The sequence below is a fragment of the Methanobacteriaceae archaeon genome (assembly GCA_013403005.1).
Taxonomy (GTDB): domain Archaea; phylum Methanobacteriota; class Methanobacteria; order Methanobacteriales; family Methanobacteriaceae; genus Methanobacterium.
The window spans coordinates 123530-140439 of record JACBOA010000015.1 but is presented as its reverse complement, the minus strand read 5'-3'; the positions used below and the strand labels follow the sequence as shown (position 1 = coordinate 140439).

Sequence of the window (16910 nt, the reverse complement as noted above, 5' to 3'; positions counted from 1 at the left end):
ACATTTAATCAAATATGCTGCGATTCAATAAATAAAAGGTGATGTGAAATGCCTGAGATGGTTAAAGAAATAGGTGAATCTTTAAAAAGAGCTGGAATGCTGGAAACAACACCTTTATGTGTTTATGGCCATGAAAGCATTCCTGACGGTGCTGTACCCTAGTTGATGTTGATTCATGTGCTGCTAAAGCCATATTCACTGCTGCTCTTGATAAAGATATCCCTGCCCTTTATATGGGTCATGATTGTAATAAAGGAGTTTTTTTAGGAGGCTTAACTTGGTTGGGGTTTTCCAAAAAACTATCACCTTACATCAAATATTTCGTATCCACTGGACATGAAAAATTTAGAGATGGTAATGCAGAGTATTTAAAGGCTAGTCCGGAATTATTCGAGAAATTCCATGATTCTATAGGTCCAGTCAATACACCTGGGAAATATCTGATAGTAGAACATTATGATAAATTCAAAGCGGATGAAAATGATCCTGTGAATTTATCAGTAGTTTCTGATGATAGAAATAAGAATCCTGTTTCATCATTTTTATCTTCGGCAATGGGGAACAGATTCGAAATCTGTGTAGTTTAATTCACTTCAGAACTCTAAACCCATTTGAGTCTATTATTGGCCCATTTGGCCCTGCATGTGCAACCATGGTCACATGCCCTGCGCATATGGCTGAAAAAACACCCAAAGACGCTGCTTTATAGGTCCCATCGATCCTACTGGTAATTGCTGGTTCCCCACAGACTACATGGCCTTGGGAATCCCTTTCAACATTGCTCGAGGCATGTGTGAAGATTTAGAATACTCTTTTGCAGTAAAACGACCTGAAGTCGCCTATCCTGAAGTAAGATATGATGTTACACCTATTGATAAGGAATGATTAAAATGAGTAAGTGTACAAAAAAATACTTAGTATAATGGATTTTATTTAGATTAGACTAATCTATAATTAAAACTGATTTAAAGGGTATTTAAATAAACATTATTACATTGATTTAAAAATGATGAACAGACAAAATCCATTATCATTATTATCAAATTATTCCTAAAATAATCTTATTCAGATTAGATTCATTCAGATTAGATAGGTCGTTCACTTGATTATTTTATATCCTATTCTTTAATATACATTCATTTAATTCCTAATCATTCATAAAATGATATTCCATAAAAAATCCATTAATAATTGTTTATATGTTTGAGAGGGCTTGTTTTGTCAACTACCATTAAAAATCCTGATGATTTACCAGAAAAACCAGGCGTATATCTCCTGAAGGATGTTCAGGAAAATATATTGTATGTGGGTAAGGCCAGATCTCTTAAAAAGAGGGTTAAAAGTTATTTCAAAGAGGAAATAGATGATCCCAAGACCCGAGTCTTAATGCGCCATTTTCATCATATGGATTACATGGTAACGGACACCGAAAAAGAAGCTCTCATCTTAGAGTCCAACCTCATTAAAAAACATTTACCCCGCTATAATATACGTTTAAAAGACGATAAACGATATCCATACATAAAGATTACCTCAGAAGATTATCCTAGACTTTTGATAACCCGCCGTGTGCTGGAGGATGATTCGCAGTATTTCGGTCCCTTCACTGATGTTACTTCAGTTAGAAGTATTCTGAAACTTTTGAAACCGGTCTTCCGGTTAAGGGATTGTAAAAGGATGGATGGTCCATGTCTCAATTTTCAAATAGATCTCTGTCCCGCTCCTTGCAAGGGCCAGGTGAGCAAAGAGGAATACCTTGAAAATGTGGACAAAGTAAGACTTTTTTTAGAAGGCAAGCATCAGGAAGTACTGGATCTTTTAAGAAAAGAAATGGATCAGGCTGCTTTAAATCATGATTATGAGAAAGCCGCAGTTATAAGGGACCAATTATTCTCCCTGGGCGAGGTGATGGAGAAACAGAAGATGGAATTGAACCGTAACCTGGATCAAGATGTAGTTTCACTTGCCAGCGACAATGAGTTGGTGGTGGTGGTTGTTTTCAGAGTCCGGGAAGGAAAAATAATGGGAAAAGAGGATTTTTTAATGGAAGGAGCAGAGGATAATTCTCCTTCAAAAATCTTGACTGCCTTCATTAAACAATATTACTCCGGACCACGTCAGATACCATCTGAAATACTTCTTCCGGTAATGATCGAAGATGAGAATCTCATAGTGAAGTGGCTAGATGATAATCGAAAAATTCATTCAGATAATGATGAAATGATTTCTAATAAGATTCCGGATGATAACTCAACTCGAGATAAAACCATAATTCCCTATGATGGAAAACTCCAAAAAGAACATCCAAAAAAATTGCCCAAAGTGTCATTAAGAGTCCCTGAGAAAGGTTTAGAGCAACGATTACTTCAGATGGTAACTAAAAATGCACATATAATCATCAACCACCATAAACATTCCAGGAAAGCTTTGCTTGAATTAAAAAATTCCCTAAAAATACCCAGAATTCCCCGTAGAATAGAAGCCTTTGATGTATCTAACTTGGGAGGTAAAATGGCTGTTGCATCCATGGTGGTTTTTGAGGATGGTAAACCCCGAAAAAAAGATTACCGGAAGTATAAGCTAAAAACTCCCGGTCCTGATGATTATGGCATGATGAGAGAAGTGTTAACCCGGAGATATAAAAAACTGGTAAATAAAGGTGAAACACCCCCTGATCTTATTGTGGTGGATGGAGGTCGCGGGCAGTTAAATATCGCAACAAAAGTTTTAGAATCATTAAACATTAAAACAGGAGTAATAGGTTTAGCCAAGGAATTTGAACAAGTCTTCATACCGGAAGTTCCATTGCCTATTATTTTACCCCCTAAATCTCCTGCTTTACATCTACTCCAGAGAGTTCGCGATGAAGCGCATAGATTTGCAGTTAAATATCATAAAAATCTCAGACATAAAGAATTAACCAGTTCTCCCCTGGATGAAATTCCCGGCATAGGACCTAAACGTAAAATAAACCTTTTAAAACATTTTGGAGATTTAGAATCTATAATTGATGCTTCAATTGATGAAATAGCTAGCGTTAATGGTATAAATCGGAATTTAGCTGCTGATATCTATGATTTTTTTCATAAAGATGAGGTTTGATTAAAAAATCTCATTATAATCTCAATATTTAGGATAAAATAATAATAAATCTTATAAAGTTCAAATTTAAAATCAATATTGTTAAAAGTTCACATTAGAAATTTTTCATATTAGAAATTTGGGGAGTGGCATGTCTCAAGTAAAAATATTGATTGTTGAAGATGAAAGTATAGTGGCTATGGATATCAAACACCGGGCTGAAGGTCTAGGATATCTGGTTACAGCAATAACACCTTCTGGTGAGGAAGCCATTGAACATGTGGCAGAAAATAAGCCAGATCTGGTTCTAATGGACATAGTTCTCAAAGGTGAGATGGACGGTATTGAAGCAGCACAGAAGATAAGAGACGCATATGATGTTCCTGTTGTTTACTTAACAGCTTATTCAGACGAAAGAACCTTGAAAAGGGCTAAAATCACTGAACCCTTTGGTTATATAATCAAACCCTTTGAAGACCGAGAACTGCACAGTGCAGTTGAGGTAGCCCTGTACAAGCATCAAATGGAAAGTAAACTTAAAGAAAGTGAAAAATGGCTCTCCACTACTCTGGAAAGTATTGGTGATGCAGTTATTGCCACAGATAAAGATGGTAATATCAAATTCATGAATCCTGTTGCTAGTAATATTACGGGATGGGAACATGATGCTGCAATTGGTCAGCAACTGGGCAAGATTTTTAAAGTTGTTCACGAGGAAACAGGTGAACCAGTAGATGATCCAGTGTCAAAAGTTGTGGAAAATGATGCCATTATAGATTTGCCGGCTGAAGTGCTATTGGTCAACAAAAATGGTGATCAGATACCTATAGATGATAGCAGCGCCCCCATCAAGGATGAAAATGGTGGTATTATAGGGGTAGCTCTTGTATTCAGGGATGTAACTGAACGTAGGAAGGCTGCTAAGGAAAAAGAGGAATTGTTAAAGGATAAAGCCCGGGGTGAGCTTTCCAGCTTTATGGTGAGTGCCCTACCAGTCTTTGCATCCAACATTCCTCCACAAATTCGAGATAACATTGCCCGCAGTTTTGCGGATAGATTTGAAAAAAACATGAAACCCCTGTTCATGGATGAACTAGAAAAATGCCAGATAAGTCGAGGTTCGGAAAATAAAGAGGATCAGGAGGTTTTATTCCAGTGTTATCTTTCCTGGATAAGTGAATTCATGTCAAATTTGGGTATCGTCACTGATATAACTATCCGGAATGGTAAAAGTTATTTAAACTTTGCTAACTGCCCCTGGACGGATGAAAACAGTGTTAGTCCTATTTTCTGTCTAATATGCCGGGCCATAGTTATACGCAGTTTTACCTGGACCTCTCTAAAGGGACATGTGGAACAGAGCCAGTGTCTTCTGGATGATGATCCTAAATGTTCATTTGAGTTCGTTATATCACTTAGATAAATAGAATAATTCTAACTGTATAAAAATGGATAATAGAGATAATAGAGTTGCCTAAGCCTGTTATTCTTAATTATTAATCCCTAATTTCGTTTAAGAAAAAAACTTTTTGATTAACTATAAGTAATAGCAATAGAATCAAATGAAAGTTGTTTCGTTTAGTTTGTCTTAAAAATGGGAAAGGATATTTGCAATGAATGAGATATTTCCATTTAAGTAATAATAATGTCTCAATACATTAAATAACACTAAAATACATTAAATAACAGTACAGTAAAAAATTTATACAGGGGGCTAAGTCTTTGGAGAGAATCAAAACAGGAATTGAAGGAATTGACAAGTTTACTGGTGGACTTCCCCGGGGAAAAACCATCCTAATTACTGGAGATGCTGGTTCGGGAAAAACTATATTCGGATTACAATTTGCTATGAAAAGCTACCAGCAGAACCTCAAAACTGTATACATAACCACTGAAGAGGATTCTAAGGATCTTTTCACTCAAGGAGAAACTTTTGGCTGGGATATTCAATCAGCCACTGAAAGTGGCCTCCTGCAATTTATAGAACTGGCAGCTGTCCGGGCTAAGGTAACTGAAGCCGAAATCAGTATTGATGTAGGTGCTATGAAAGGTAATTTCTCCAAGTTCGTCCGGGACCTGCCTGAAGACACAGAAACAGTTATAATTGATAATATAGGCAGCTACACAGCTAAATTAACACCTTACGAGTTCAGGGACCGTTTCGATCTGTTGGTTTACGAGTTGAAGGAGCGTAATATCACCGCCCTGATAATTCTAGACAGTGCAACCTCCCGAGAATTCAATGAAATCGCCCTTTTCTCAGTTTATGGAGCTATCAAACTTATGAAAAGAGAAAATCCATACACTGGTCGCAGGGAGAGGGTTATGGATGTGGTGAAAATGAGAAGCACCAAAACTCCTACTCAATTTATGACCTACGAAATCAATGATAATGGGATTGAAATTGTTTCTGGAGTTGAGAATAAAGATTAAGGAATGATGGTTAAGGGAATGGATCCCTTAATTAAATCTTGAATGAAAACTTGCCAAGGTTTTTTAATCTCTTTTTTCTGTTTATTACATTTAAAATCAATTTATTGTTATCTAAAACATTTTATTTAATCTTTTTTTTGTTTATTATTGGTATTGATAACTACTGGGGGGTTGGTGATTTACGGTGTCACCTGTGGCCAAATTACTGGAAGTTTCAGTGTTTTGACTTACAGATTGGTTTGAACTGTTTGAATTTTGGGTGTTTGAAGTGTATTGATAGATTTGGTTGTTCATTTGAGGATTTTGATGAGTATTTCGGGAAGCAGAATCCTTATTCGAACTAGCATCCTGGATAATCTTATTAATACCTATCCCTCCCAGTATCAACAGAATTATAAACATTAGTATCATAATCTTACTCATTTAATCCCTCATAATACAAAAAAATCATATGTAAAAAGTAAATGTGCTTTATACATTTTTAAGCACAGCTATGATAAGTTTTACCGCATTTTCCACGTCTTTGATGTTAACAACACTTACTGGGGTGTGTATATATCTGGATGGTGGTGATATAACTCCAGTGGGAATACCTTCTCGGGTTAGATGGATGGCTGTGGCATCGGTTGTACCTCCTTCACTTACCTCAATTTGGTAAGGTATTTCTTCTTCCTGGGCTACTTTGATCAGGAGTTCTTTAACTTTAGGATGGGTAATGATTCCTCTTCCACTGGCATCAGTGAGTATTATGCATGGTCCTTTACCTTCTTTGGCGGGTGCTTCCTCTTCTTTCATACCAGGATGGTCTCCGGATATGGTGACATCTAGGGCCAGTGCCATGTCAGGGTTAATCTTGTAGGCTGAGGTTTTTGCACCTTTAAGTCCCACTTCTTCCTGCACAGTTCCCACTCCATACAGGGTGGCATCAGTCTGGGCATTTTTCATCACTTCCACCAGTATAGCACACCCCACACGGTTGTCCATGGCTTTTCCCATAACCAGATCATTTTTAAGCTCTGCAAATTCCTGTTTAATGGTTATAGGGTCGCCTACATTAACAAACTCCTCTGCATCTTCCTTACTGGAGGCGCCAATATCAATGAACATGTTTTCAGATTCCACGGGTTTTTTTTTCTCAGCAGCTTTCATTCTGTGTGGAGGTTTACTACCTATTACTCCTAAAATTTTTTTCCCATTGCTGTGAATGAAAACTTCCTGGTTTAAGAGCATCTGGTCATTGATTCCACCCATTTTGGAGAATTTGATGAATCCCTTTTTATCAATGTATCTGACCATAAGACCAATTTCATCCATGTGGGCTGCTAACATCACTTTTTTACCATCTGGTTTCCCTTTTTTAGTGGCAATTAGGTTGCCCATTTCATCCACTTCTAAATCATCCACGTATTTTTCAAGTTCGTCCGACATGACCTTACGAACTTCATCTTCGAATCCTGATACTCCTGAAGCATTAGATAGTTTTTCAAGCAATTGTTTCATCGTATAACCTCTAGTTTAGATCATTTATATAAAAAAGTAAATAAAAAAGTAAGATGATTGTATTTTCACTTTAAACGGGTATATTTCTATTTAAAATGATTTAATTAAAATTAAAATTCCTATTATAACCAGTACAATGGGTCCTGCTTGTTCTTGGAGGAAATTGAAGGGTATTATTCCTAGGTTAACCCCATACCACACCAGACCTATTATAATGAAACAAAAACTGATTAGGAGTCCCCATTTATTTATATTTCGCTTCTTTTTGGGTTTGGAACGTTCTGGTTTGCTAATTTTAATATCTTCTTCCATTTAAATCCCCTTACTTTTTAGAATTTGAATGTTGAAATTTGAATGTTGATATATAGTTTGAAATTGTATTGATTAATCATTTATGATTTATTTTATCAGCTAATTTAATTTAATTAGATAATTATGTCTTGATGTGGTTATGGTAAGGTTTTTACCTGCATTTTGCACAGTGTATCCGCTGGATTCTATGGACTGTTGAACACCAGAAAGAATTGTTTGTTTTTGAATTTCGGTTAGATTGGAATCTGAAAGGAAGATTGTGATGTTAATATTTGTGCCTCCGGTCATATCTACTTTCGATACACGTATTGGTCTTACATTATTATTCACAATACCGATTTCTGCAGAGGCATTAGCAGCTCCCAATCTCGTTGCCGTGGCTATAGTGTTTTGTTCATTTTGTTCGCCCACATAAGAAACTATAACCAATATTAGGGCAAGTACAAAACCCAAAAATAGAATATATTCAACTGAAATTTGTCCTTTACTATCCATATTAATCGCTACAAATTATTAATTTACGATTTATAACATTTTAAATATATATCTTTATTACATATTATTATACATTATCCTTATAATAAGTTAACTCTCTCCTGAAAGAGTTTTGGTGAGAAAGATGGATCCATTGTCATTGTTCAAGTTAAATTACTCTGAATATTATTCAATGGCATTTATTAGTTTCTAGTTATTGAACCAAAATTATAATAAATAATAATCTTATAATACCATATAACATATATACATTATAATTAAAAAAATTATAATAAAAAAAACAAACCAAATCATTATAATATTTATGTAATACTATTCGGGGTAGAGTAAATTGGGACTTTTCAATCGTGATTCAGGGGGTTATGCTTTATCTCTTGACATTCTACTGGCCTTAATTCCCCTGACTCTTGTTCTGGGAATGGTGGCTGCGGATATGGATAACGTAATGTACCAGATGCAGGATGTTATCTATAGGGGGTCAACTGAGCGAGTGGCAGCTGACACTATGAATACTCTTTTGACCACATCTGGAGATCCACCTTACTGGGAAACTGATGTTTCATCTTTAAAAGTTCCTGGCCTTGCAAGATATGATAATTCCTCAAAAACGCCTCGAAAATATTATCTGCTTCCCAGAAAAGTGTCTACAATTACATCCGCACAGATACAAAACATGTTAGGTGATCAATATGGTTATTCCCTCAATATTTCCAGTATAAGTAGTGGGGTTAATGTATTGAAAAGGGGAACTCTTAACGACTCCTCAGTGGACCCCGCTGCGAAAGATGTGGTGCGCGTGGAAAGAATAGTTTTGTACGCCTCGTATGAAATAGTTTCTGAAGCCGTTAACATAAGGGGTACTGGCAAACCACTTACAATTGAGGGAAATACATTTCAAACCAACAAACAATTTAATGCACTCTTTGATTATTACGTATATGTAAACAGTACTGGAACAACACCAGTCACCTCTGCATGGGTGGATATTAATTCGGTAACAGTTGTTAAACCCAATGATTTTAGCGGAGGTACTAATCCTGTAGTTAAATTGATCGACCCTGCAGAATATGGCTCTAATGTTTTAAAAAATGAGACACAATTATTGGATAATCTGGTTACTATTAGGTTGGCAGGTAGCCCCACTGATAAGATGAATGTGTATATTCTTCAAGTGCCAAAAGGCACACCACCCAGTGAAATTAGTTTAACTGGAGCTAACACAGCTAAATTCAGAGCAACTTTATATGTTTGGGTCAGGTGATCTAAGATGGATGATAAAGGTTTTATATTCACTGCTGATGCCGCACTCGCCTTAGTAGTGGTTATAGTGTTCACAGTTTCAATTGTGGTTTATGCATTACTTCCTGTATATCAGGGCCAGGATCACCAGCATCTCCAGGCTCTGGCAGATAGTGTATTAGCTACCATGGAACAGGATGGAACACTCAGGGATGCTGCAGTTTATTATGCCAATAATAATTCCACCAAAGCTCAAGAAATTCTCACTGCTTCTTTGAATTCTCTTATACCTAATTCTGTAAGTTATAAGATGACCATGAATGGTTACAACCCGCCAGCTCTTAACGATCGTGGGGGCACAGTTGCCACTGATGTTGCCACTGGTGTCAGAATCATCTCTGGACCCAGAGAAGGATGGTTAGGTCGTTCATTCTACAACCTTAAAGAAGTAGGTCTTATGCAACAGGACACCAATGTAACCACCACCCTATGGAACTTCCACAACTGGCTTACAAATTTCGATCCTTGGAGAACTAATAATCACTTGCAATCATACCCATACTGGGGATATAGTAGTGGTTCATATCGAGATATTTCATTTTCAGTTCCCAATACCACCACAGGGAACATAAATTGGGCCAGATTTATCATAAATTCCGCAGATAAGAATAACGGTGATTCTTATTCTGCCAACGTTGTCATTAATAACCAAAATTATGCTGTTCCACGGAATAGTTTCCAGTATCTCTACACATATAATACATATCGGTTCTATAACAATCGAACCTTAATCAATCCAGCACATCTAACTCCTGGTACTACAAATAACCTTCATGTTCAGTATGGTGACGTGAATTCATACGATGACATGGCATGGTTTTCATTAATTGCTAATTACACGGTGGGTATGGTAGTGCCCCAAGGTGTGGTTACTAAAAATTACCAGTTCACAGATTTTGCAGGACTAGCCTACCCCGGCACTCAAACAAACAGGGTAAGTGGTATGATTTACAACTTACAAACAGGAGGAACATCAACATTTACCAATCAACCAAACCTGAGGTATACTTTTAATGATTATATTAACAATCACCCTACCAATGTGGTGAATACTTATCCATTTGTATTAACAAGTGTTCCTGGAAGCAGTTATGCATCTGCTATTGCCATAGAAAAAGAGATAGATAATACAGATGCTGGTACCATAAAAGATGCTTATGTGGTTATAAATCCTTATGGAGCTGTTGATGCAGCTATGGTGGAAGTTTACCATCCACCAATAGGAGGTAATCCTGGTTACTGGAGTAGAGTTTTCCGTTCTGATATTAACACTCAGTCCGGTACTGACACTGGATATGGTAATCTTCCAGGAGTTATCAACTTAAAAGATTATATGGATAGGGGATATGTTAATAAAGTCCGTATTACCATCTGGGATCGAGTCCCTGGTAATGACTTTGATTTGGTGGGACTTACCAACTGCTATGCTGTGGTCAGCTCCAGCAAACTCCCCATTTGGTGGGATGAGTATGCAACGGTCAGTGATCAGTCCAGTACCACTCAGATATCCAAGGATATTACCTATGAAATCCGTTCCAACGAAACCAAAGAAGCTTATTTATTCTTTTCAGGTGGATTAGACACTAAGAACGTTAGGGTAACCTACACGTCTGGTGAACAGCTATACGATGGACCTCCACCATATATACTGAATTTAGGTGAACTTGATGCTGTGGGTCCCAAAAAAATGACCAACGGAACTGCCGCTAATCATACCTATATTCCTAATAATTACACTATTAGGGTTAGGGTAACTTCTGGAGCGGGTTGGGAATCTGGTGACCCTTATGCTGAGATATTCTCTGGTACCCGTGTTGCAGTAATATACCCTGCACTTGAACATGCTGTTTGGAGTACTTCCTATGCCCCAACTGCTCAACAAGCAATTGATGAAGCCTATCAGGCGCTCATGGACAGATTAAAGCAGTACGGATTTGAAAGGATTGACCAGAGTTTGGTTTTCAACGAATCCATGTATACAGGTGATTTACCCAACTCCATACCTGTGAGGTTAGATTTATGGACTTATTAGGCTTATTAGGTGACCAATATGGATGAAAAAGGTTATGTATTCACACCAACAACATTGCTGCTAATAATTCCAATTATTATCGTTGCTCTAGCATATTCTGGTATTTTAAATGAGTTAAACATGGTTTCCAGTCTAGCTATTGGTGGAGATGTAACCAGTACTACTGCTTTGAATGTGTTCAGTGCAATGGAAAAAGGAACCCGGGATGCGGGCAGAAGTGCAGCTTTCAGTGCCACCCGGAAAGTCATTGATGATAAAAAATTCTTTAGTAACACATACATCAATAGTTACAATGAAACGGCCAGTAAAGAATACATACACACTAGAGTACTTGATACGATGAACGATTATATTATTCAGAGTTGCAAAGACCTAGAGACGCAAACTGGAAGAGAGATATATTTAAACAATGAGTCTGTTAATAACTACACAGAACAACTTCTCTACTATGATGATATAACTATAACTCAGGAGAACCCTTACGGGTTTTATATTACTGTAAAGGGAGGCCTACCCATAAGAGTCACCCAAAAAGACCAGACCTATGAAGGTGTCACTCCCACTTTTAAAGTTCCTGTTAGTATCCAGGGATTAGAAGATCCATACATATGGTTAAACTCTCAACTTCTTACCAGTAATCTATTCTTCAGCTATCCTGAATATGATGAAGGTGCTTTATATCCATATAACTTTGATCGTGTTGTAGATAAGCCTAATAAAAAGATCGATTTCTTATGGTATTGTCTAAACGGAACAGACAACCCCAGTGATATTGGTCTTCGCCCATATTATTTCCCAGATCCGCATGGACTCACTTACTTTGACAGGCTCGAAAACAGAACTAATAACACCTCAACTGGACCTAATGAAGCTAAATTAAGCACTTTTATTGTGGGAGATCCATTATATAACTATCATAATACCAGTGCTGTTTCACACCTCGATCACGAATATTTCACTTATCCTACACCCAGTCCCAGTGTAACCACAATAAAGATAGGTGGAGATGCTTTCACAGATCCCTCTGGTTACATATTTTACATTTCAAATTACTACTTGAATTTCTTTAATTTAAAGTCGAGCTACTAGTATTGGAATTCTTTTATGTTAACAGATTTTATTAAATAGATTTAAGAAGCGATTTAAAATGAAAGAAAATTTTTAAATTAATAATAAAAAAAAAATTAGGATTAACATGAGACTGGATGATAAAGGTATGGCCACTGCTGAATTACTTTTCGTAACATTAATTGCTTTAGTTATTATTGCCGCTATGTTAAGTCTGGTAAGCAATATGGTAAATCAAGAGCAGATAGGAAGTCTTGGAGAATCTAGGATGACTGGTGAAGGAATAGCTGAGGCATTGAACACAGTTTATACAAATGGAAATGGTTATTCTGTTGTCATTCGCCTGGATTCTGAACCAGCATTTGGAGCTCTTATTTCAAGTTCGGGTAATTCAAGTACATTAACTATCATGCGCGGTGATAAAAATGTTACCATACCACTCATACCAAAACAATTTGTAAACAATTACACCCTAAACAGTGGTAAAAATTATAAAATCTCTAACATAAATAATACTATTATTATAATTGAATTATAACTGAACTACTTGGGTAGGTTTATCAATGGATTTAAGAGATTTAAGAAATTATATACTGGATTTTTGGAATGACGGATGGGAAAAAAAAGCACTTATAGTCTTGGGGGTTGTGGTTTTAATAATTTTGGTCTATGCCTTCAATCCTTTCCAGCCTAAAACTAATCTAACAGGAGATAATGGTGCTATTACACCTCAACCATCAAATATTCCCACAAACACACCAAGTCCTCCAACAAATGTAAGCACTAATACTTCAAACAGTTCCGGAAACATGTCGTTTGTTATAAGTGAAGAACAGGCCAAAAAAATTGCTTTACAGGGTAATAGTGGATACAAGGCTGGAGATCCTTTGCAAGGAACGGTTGTGGTTAACCAAACAACTGTAGTTGTTTGGATTGTACCCCTCTCTAAAAATTCCCAAACTAAAACTGTCTATGTTGATGTAAACTCGGGTAAAGTAATCAATATTTAAAAAGAATATTTGTTAAATTATGGGTACTATGGCCCACTTCAACGTTTTATCAATAAATATAAAATGAATAAAAAATAATTAAATACTAAAACTATTGAAATAGAAGAATTCTTAAAATGATGTATAATCTAACTATTGGAAAAATTTACTATTTTTAATTGATTATGAAATTAGAAATTTGTTGTTAGCAACTATATTCATATTAAGTAGTGAGATTACTGGAAAGCAGAGGATGAAACCATGGAAACACTATTTGTTATCGTAATGATTGTACTATTCATCCTTCTTCTTGCATTTGTCTTCTCAACAGCACTCCTCACACCATTCATAGGTAAAAAAAACTTTTTATTTGTTATTGCCATGGGTTTTATTGTGGGAGTAATTGGCGGAGCATTCTTCATAGCCCCAGTCTACGATGATCTGCCTGATATGGCCCGTGCCCTTTATATGTCTACCAGTGAAGAGCAGGAAGTAATAACTATCAACATTTCCACAGATAGTAATGTCAACCAGGCCATTGAAGAAGTAAAAAAAATCCCCGGTGTTTTAAGTGTTGAAAGTGGGGAAATAACAGTTAAAACTACAACTATTAGCAATGCTTGGAAGAGTAGTATCGAGTCGCGGATAACTACTGCTAATAGCAATATCACATCTGGAAAGGTGGTATCATCTGATACTATGATGGTTCAGATCAAACCTGGAAGTAATCCCACGGAGGTGATCAAGAAACTCAAAAGCTGGCTGGTGCTGGTTAGTGGTATCGATATTAAGTTCAGCATTGTTCAGGTTAAAGTAGTTGTTGATGCTTCCAAGGTGGATGAGGTTGTAAAACAACTCCCTCAGGGCGAAGTGGTGGTAACTGAAATTAGTGGCCCGGTGGAGAAAGAAATTCAAAGTCTAAAAAATATTCTTCCCTCTAAAAATAATGTGATCTTGTTCTGTGGATTCCTTGGAATTATTGTTGGCTTGGTGGGGATGTTTATAGACAGTATCTTACGAGGATTGAAAGGCATCAAAGATTTGTTGCGTAAAAAAGAAGATTGATCAGATAAAGGATACTTTAATTAAGACTTACAGATGATGATCATGAAAGCAGCAGTACTTTTTTCTGGTGGTAAAGATAGCACAATGGCTGCTTATAAGGCTATGGAAGATGGATGGCAAGTGGAATATCTGCTTTCTATGCACTCAGCAAACCCCAACTCCTACATGTTCCATGTTCCCAACATCCACCTTACCCAGTTACTGTCTGAGGCAATGGAAATACCTATTATAGAACAAGAGACACCTGGTGAAAAAGAAGACGAGTTGGAAGATCTGAAAAATGCCCTTTTTGAACTTAAAATAATAGGAGTGGATGCCATATTTACCGGGGCAATCGCTTCTAAGTATCAAAAATCCCGTATTGATAAGATCTGTCAGGAGATTGGATTAGAGTCTCATGCACCACTGTGGCACCAGGATCCTGAAGATTACATGAGAGAAGTTTTAAAACTGGGATTTGAAGTGGTGATAACTAGTGTGGCTGCAGAGGGTCTTGATGAATCCTGGCTGGGTAAAGTAATAGATGAAGATTTATTAGACGAGCTAAAAAAACTCCATAAAAAGCATGGATTGCACCTGGCATTCGAAGGGGGCGAAGCAGAAACCCTGGTCATCAATGGCCCTATATTAAAAAAGAAACTTGGTATTTTGAAATCCACAAAGGTTTGGAATAAAGATAGTGGATATCTACTTATTGAAGATGCAATTTTAGAAGATAAAATTTCAGAAGATTAAATATAAAGATAAAGATTAAAGCAAAGAATTTCTTGCCAAAAATCTGTATAAAATTAAAACTATCATTTTTACTTCGTTTAGATATGTACAACATTATTCAAAGAGTGATATAATTATTTTCAGTGACTTTTTTAAATGTTAATGGTCACATAACCAATTAATCAATTTTTCTGGTGTATTAGTTTCAATGATTAGTTCTATCTCTCCTAGGGAAGATAAGTTCTCATCAACCAGGTTAATTTTACTGGCAAAGGCTGCCTGTTTATTTAATTTTAATCTGACTTTTTTATTCTCTTTATCTAATCCTCTTAGCATTATTTTTAAAGCCGTATCTCTTATTCGTTGTTTTTCAAGGGATTCCTTTAAAGGAAATAAACTGGAAGTTGTCCCAGTTACTATAACAACATCTTCTCCTATTATCAGGTCATCATAGTCAAAAATATTGGAAAGTGCTTCAATGATTTTGTCCATATCTTCTGTGGGATTCACAGTTGCTTTTGCTTCCATTTTACAGTTCATTTTTTATAATGCTCCGTATTATATCTTTAAATTTATTTATACTGCTTTCGTTAACCACCATAAAATCTGCATTGGCGATTACATCCCCTATCCCGAATTTTAGTTCGCGCTGGTCTCTTTTTACAGATTCCTTAATTTCGGCTGAATCATCGGATCTCATTCTTTTTTTAAGCCTTAAAAAGCGTGTTTCAGGTTTAGAATGTACAGCTATTACCTTAAAGTCAGGAAAATTTCTTTTGAATATTTCAACCTCATATGGGCTGCGAATACCTTCAATAAGGAAGGATTGGGGTTTATTTTTTTTAGATTTGTCTTCTTGCGTTGAATAGTTATTTGAGGCATTCTTTATAAACTCCACACATCGATCAGCAACCACATATTCACCAAATTCTTTGCGTAATTCAACGGCTACTAGTCCGGGAGCTTGATTTCTTATTTTGGCTTCATTACGAATAACATCACCCATCCGGACTACATTCATTCCAAGGCTTTCTGCTACTCTGGATACCACGCTCTTCCCAGAACCTGGCATTCCTGTTACTCCTATTACCTTCATGATTACACTTCTCTAAAATGATGGGATATTAAATGGAGTGATTCTGAGATATTCTTTTGATTATTGAATTCACTCACAATATCATTCAACTCCTCTCGTGAACAACTTTTGAGTTTTTTCAGCTCCTCGTTCATTAATGGTATTGCTCGAACCACATTATCCACAATAGTAATGGAAGCAGTTTTGGATGTTCTTGATAAAGGATTTAAATCAATAGTTATGACCTTTTTCCCGGATTCTTTCAATGCTTGAGCCCGATCCCCATCCTCAAGTGGTACCAGAACTACATCTGCTCTGTGAATACCATCAGGGTGAGCTCGAGATCTGGGACCTTCCAATCCAGGGATCGGAACATGCTCATCTCCTTCTTTACCGAGGATATCTGTTGCACCAGCATCCTCTAAAAATTCTTCCATTTTCACAACCCTTGAGGGGGTCCGGTAGAACAGATTAATTTCAATCTTAGCAGAAACCAAACGTGATAAATCCACTAAATATTCAGCTGCAAGAACTGCAGTATTCCCGTTAACTGATATCACGGGATAATTTGCTAGTAAAAGAGAAGCACAAGCTGTTTTAATGGCTTTGATTGCAGGTGGAGTGGTTTCCTCACCCAGGATATAATCAAATGCCTCACCTCTGCCATGGGCGATGAGAGCGGTGTCAGCGAGAATTCCTTGTTTATATGCTTTTGCTATTTTCTCCCGTAGAACAAGGGAATAATAACGGGGATGGTTTGGTGAAATTTCATTCATTTTAAACTTCCTTTATGAATTTTTTTCCATGGATTATTTTTATGGGATCGATAAGATGATCATTAATTTGG

17 protein-coding genes and 1 pseudogene are annotated in these 16910 nt (G+C 36.6%); 11 read left to right on the top strand and 7 right to left on the bottom strand.

All coding sequences use genetic code 11. The features are described from left to right. The first annotated feature begins 48 nt into the window (after positions 1-48). The 4 genes and pseudogenes from HVN35_10025 (at position 49) to HVN35_10010 (ending at position 5514) form a co-directional block, all read left to right on the top strand. Positions 49-885, top strand: a pseudogene (locus HVN35_10025) (DUF169 domain-containing protein). A 333-nt stretch (positions 886-1218) separates the two neighbouring features. Next, positions 1219-3102 (top strand): excinuclease ABC subunit C, encoded by a 1884-nt coding sequence (uvrC, locus tag HVN35_10020; protein ID NYB52878.1) that lies wholly within the window; start codon positions 1219-1221, stop codon positions 3100-3102. A 130-nt stretch (positions 3103-3232) separates the two neighbouring features. Continuing rightward, positions 3233-4504, top strand: a complete 1272-nt coding sequence (locus HVN35_10015) for a methanogen output domain 1-containing protein (GenBank protein NYB52877.1) — start codon at positions 3233-3235, stop codon at positions 4502-4504. 299 nt (positions 4505-4803) lie between these two features. Continuing rightward, positions 4804-5514, top strand: coding sequence for a recombinase (locus HVN35_10010; GenBank protein NYB52876.1), 711 nt, complete (start codon positions 4804-4806; stop codon positions 5512-5514). A gap of 144 nt (positions 5515-5658) precedes the next feature. On the opposite strand, the gene HVN35_10005 is transcribed toward HVN35_10010, so the two are convergent. The 4 genes from HVN35_10005 to HVN35_09990 all read right to left on the bottom strand — a co-directional run bounded on the left by HVN35_10005 (position 5659) and on the right by HVN35_09990 (position 7737). After that, the gene (locus HVN35_10005; GenBank protein NYB52875.1) at positions 5659-5937 is read right to left on the bottom strand and encodes a hypothetical protein; all 279 of its coding nucleotides are present in this window, start codon (positions 5935-5937) and stop codon (positions 5659-5661) included. Between the two features lie 48 nt (positions 5938-5985). Then, on the bottom strand, positions 5986-7014 hold the full coding sequence (locus tag HVN35_10000; GenBank protein ID NYB52874.1) for a M42 family metallopeptidase: 1029 nt from the start codon (positions 7012-7014) through the stop codon (positions 5986-5988). Between the two features lie 90 nt (positions 7015-7104). Then, positions 7105-7326 (bottom strand): hypothetical protein, encoded by a 222-nt coding sequence (locus HVN35_09995; GenBank protein ID NYB52873.1) that lies wholly within the window; start codon positions 7324-7326, stop codon positions 7105-7107. A 99-nt stretch (positions 7327-7425) separates the two neighbouring features. After that, positions 7426-7737: a class III signal peptide-containing protein gene (locus tag HVN35_09990; GenBank protein ID NYB52872.1), complete on the bottom strand. Its 312-nt coding sequence runs from the start codon at positions 7735-7737 to the stop codon at positions 7426-7428. A gap of 415 nt (positions 7738-8152) precedes the next feature. Here HVN35_09990 and HVN35_09985 point away from each other — a divergent pair, with 415 nt between their 5' ends. The 7 genes from HVN35_09985 (at position 8153) to HVN35_09955 (ending at position 15009) form a co-directional block, all read left to right on the top strand. Then, on the top strand, positions 8153-9082 hold the full coding sequence (locus HVN35_09985) for a hypothetical protein (GenBank protein ID NYB52871.1): 930 nt from the start codon (positions 8153-8155) through the stop codon (positions 9080-9082). A 6-nt stretch (positions 9083-9088) separates the two neighbouring features. Further along, the gene (locus tag HVN35_09980; GenBank protein ID NYB52870.1) at positions 9089-11152 is read left to right on the top strand and encodes a hypothetical protein; all 2064 of its coding nucleotides are present in this window, start codon (positions 9089-9091) and stop codon (positions 11150-11152) included. 18 nt (positions 11153-11170) lie between these two features. After that, complete coding sequence (locus tag HVN35_09975; GenBank protein NYB52869.1) at positions 11171-12241, top strand: hypothetical protein; 1071 nt, start codon at positions 11171-11173, stop codon at positions 12239-12241. A 106-nt stretch (positions 12242-12347) separates the two neighbouring features. Beyond that, entirely contained in the window at positions 12348-12758 is a 411-nt protein-coding gene (locus HVN35_09970) for a hypothetical protein (protein NYB52868.1), read from the top strand. A gap of 25 nt (positions 12759-12783) precedes the next feature. Continuing rightward, positions 12784-13230: a PepSY domain-containing protein gene (locus HVN35_09965; GenBank protein ID NYB52867.1), complete on the top strand. Its 447-nt coding sequence runs from the start codon at positions 12784-12786 to the stop codon at positions 13228-13230. 240 nt (positions 13231-13470) lie between these two features. Next, positions 13471-14274, top strand: a complete 804-nt coding sequence (locus HVN35_09960) for a hypothetical protein (GenBank protein ID NYB52866.1) — start codon at positions 13471-13473, stop codon at positions 14272-14274. A 42-nt stretch (positions 14275-14316) separates the two neighbouring features. Next, positions 14317-15009 carry a TIGR00289 family protein gene (locus HVN35_09955; GenBank protein NYB52865.1) on the top strand — a complete coding sequence of 231 codons (693 nt, stop codon included), beginning with the start codon at positions 14317-14319 and terminating at the stop codon, positions 15007-15009. 138 nt (positions 15010-15147) lie between these two features. Here the strand turns inward: HVN35_09955 and HVN35_09950 are convergent, their stop codons facing one another. The 3 genes from HVN35_09950 to HVN35_09940 are packed head-to-tail and all read right to left on the bottom strand — an operon-like array spanning position 15148 to position 16839. Continuing rightward, positions 15148-15528, bottom strand: coding sequence for a hypothetical protein (locus tag HVN35_09950; GenBank protein ID NYB52864.1), 381 nt, complete (start codon positions 15526-15528; stop codon positions 15148-15150). Beyond that, on the bottom strand, positions 15518-16084 hold the full coding sequence (locus tag HVN35_09945; GenBank protein ID NYB52863.1) for an AAA family ATPase: 567 nt from the start codon (positions 16082-16084) through the stop codon (positions 15518-15520). Before HVN35_09945 ends, HVN35_09950 begins: the two co-directional genes overlap by 11 nt. A gap of 2 nt (positions 16085-16086) precedes the next feature. Further along, positions 16087-16839, bottom strand: coding sequence for a phosphopantothenate/pantothenate synthetase (locus HVN35_09940; protein ID NYB52862.1), 753 nt, complete (start codon positions 16837-16839; stop codon positions 16087-16089). Positions 16840-16910 lie beyond the last annotated feature (71 nt).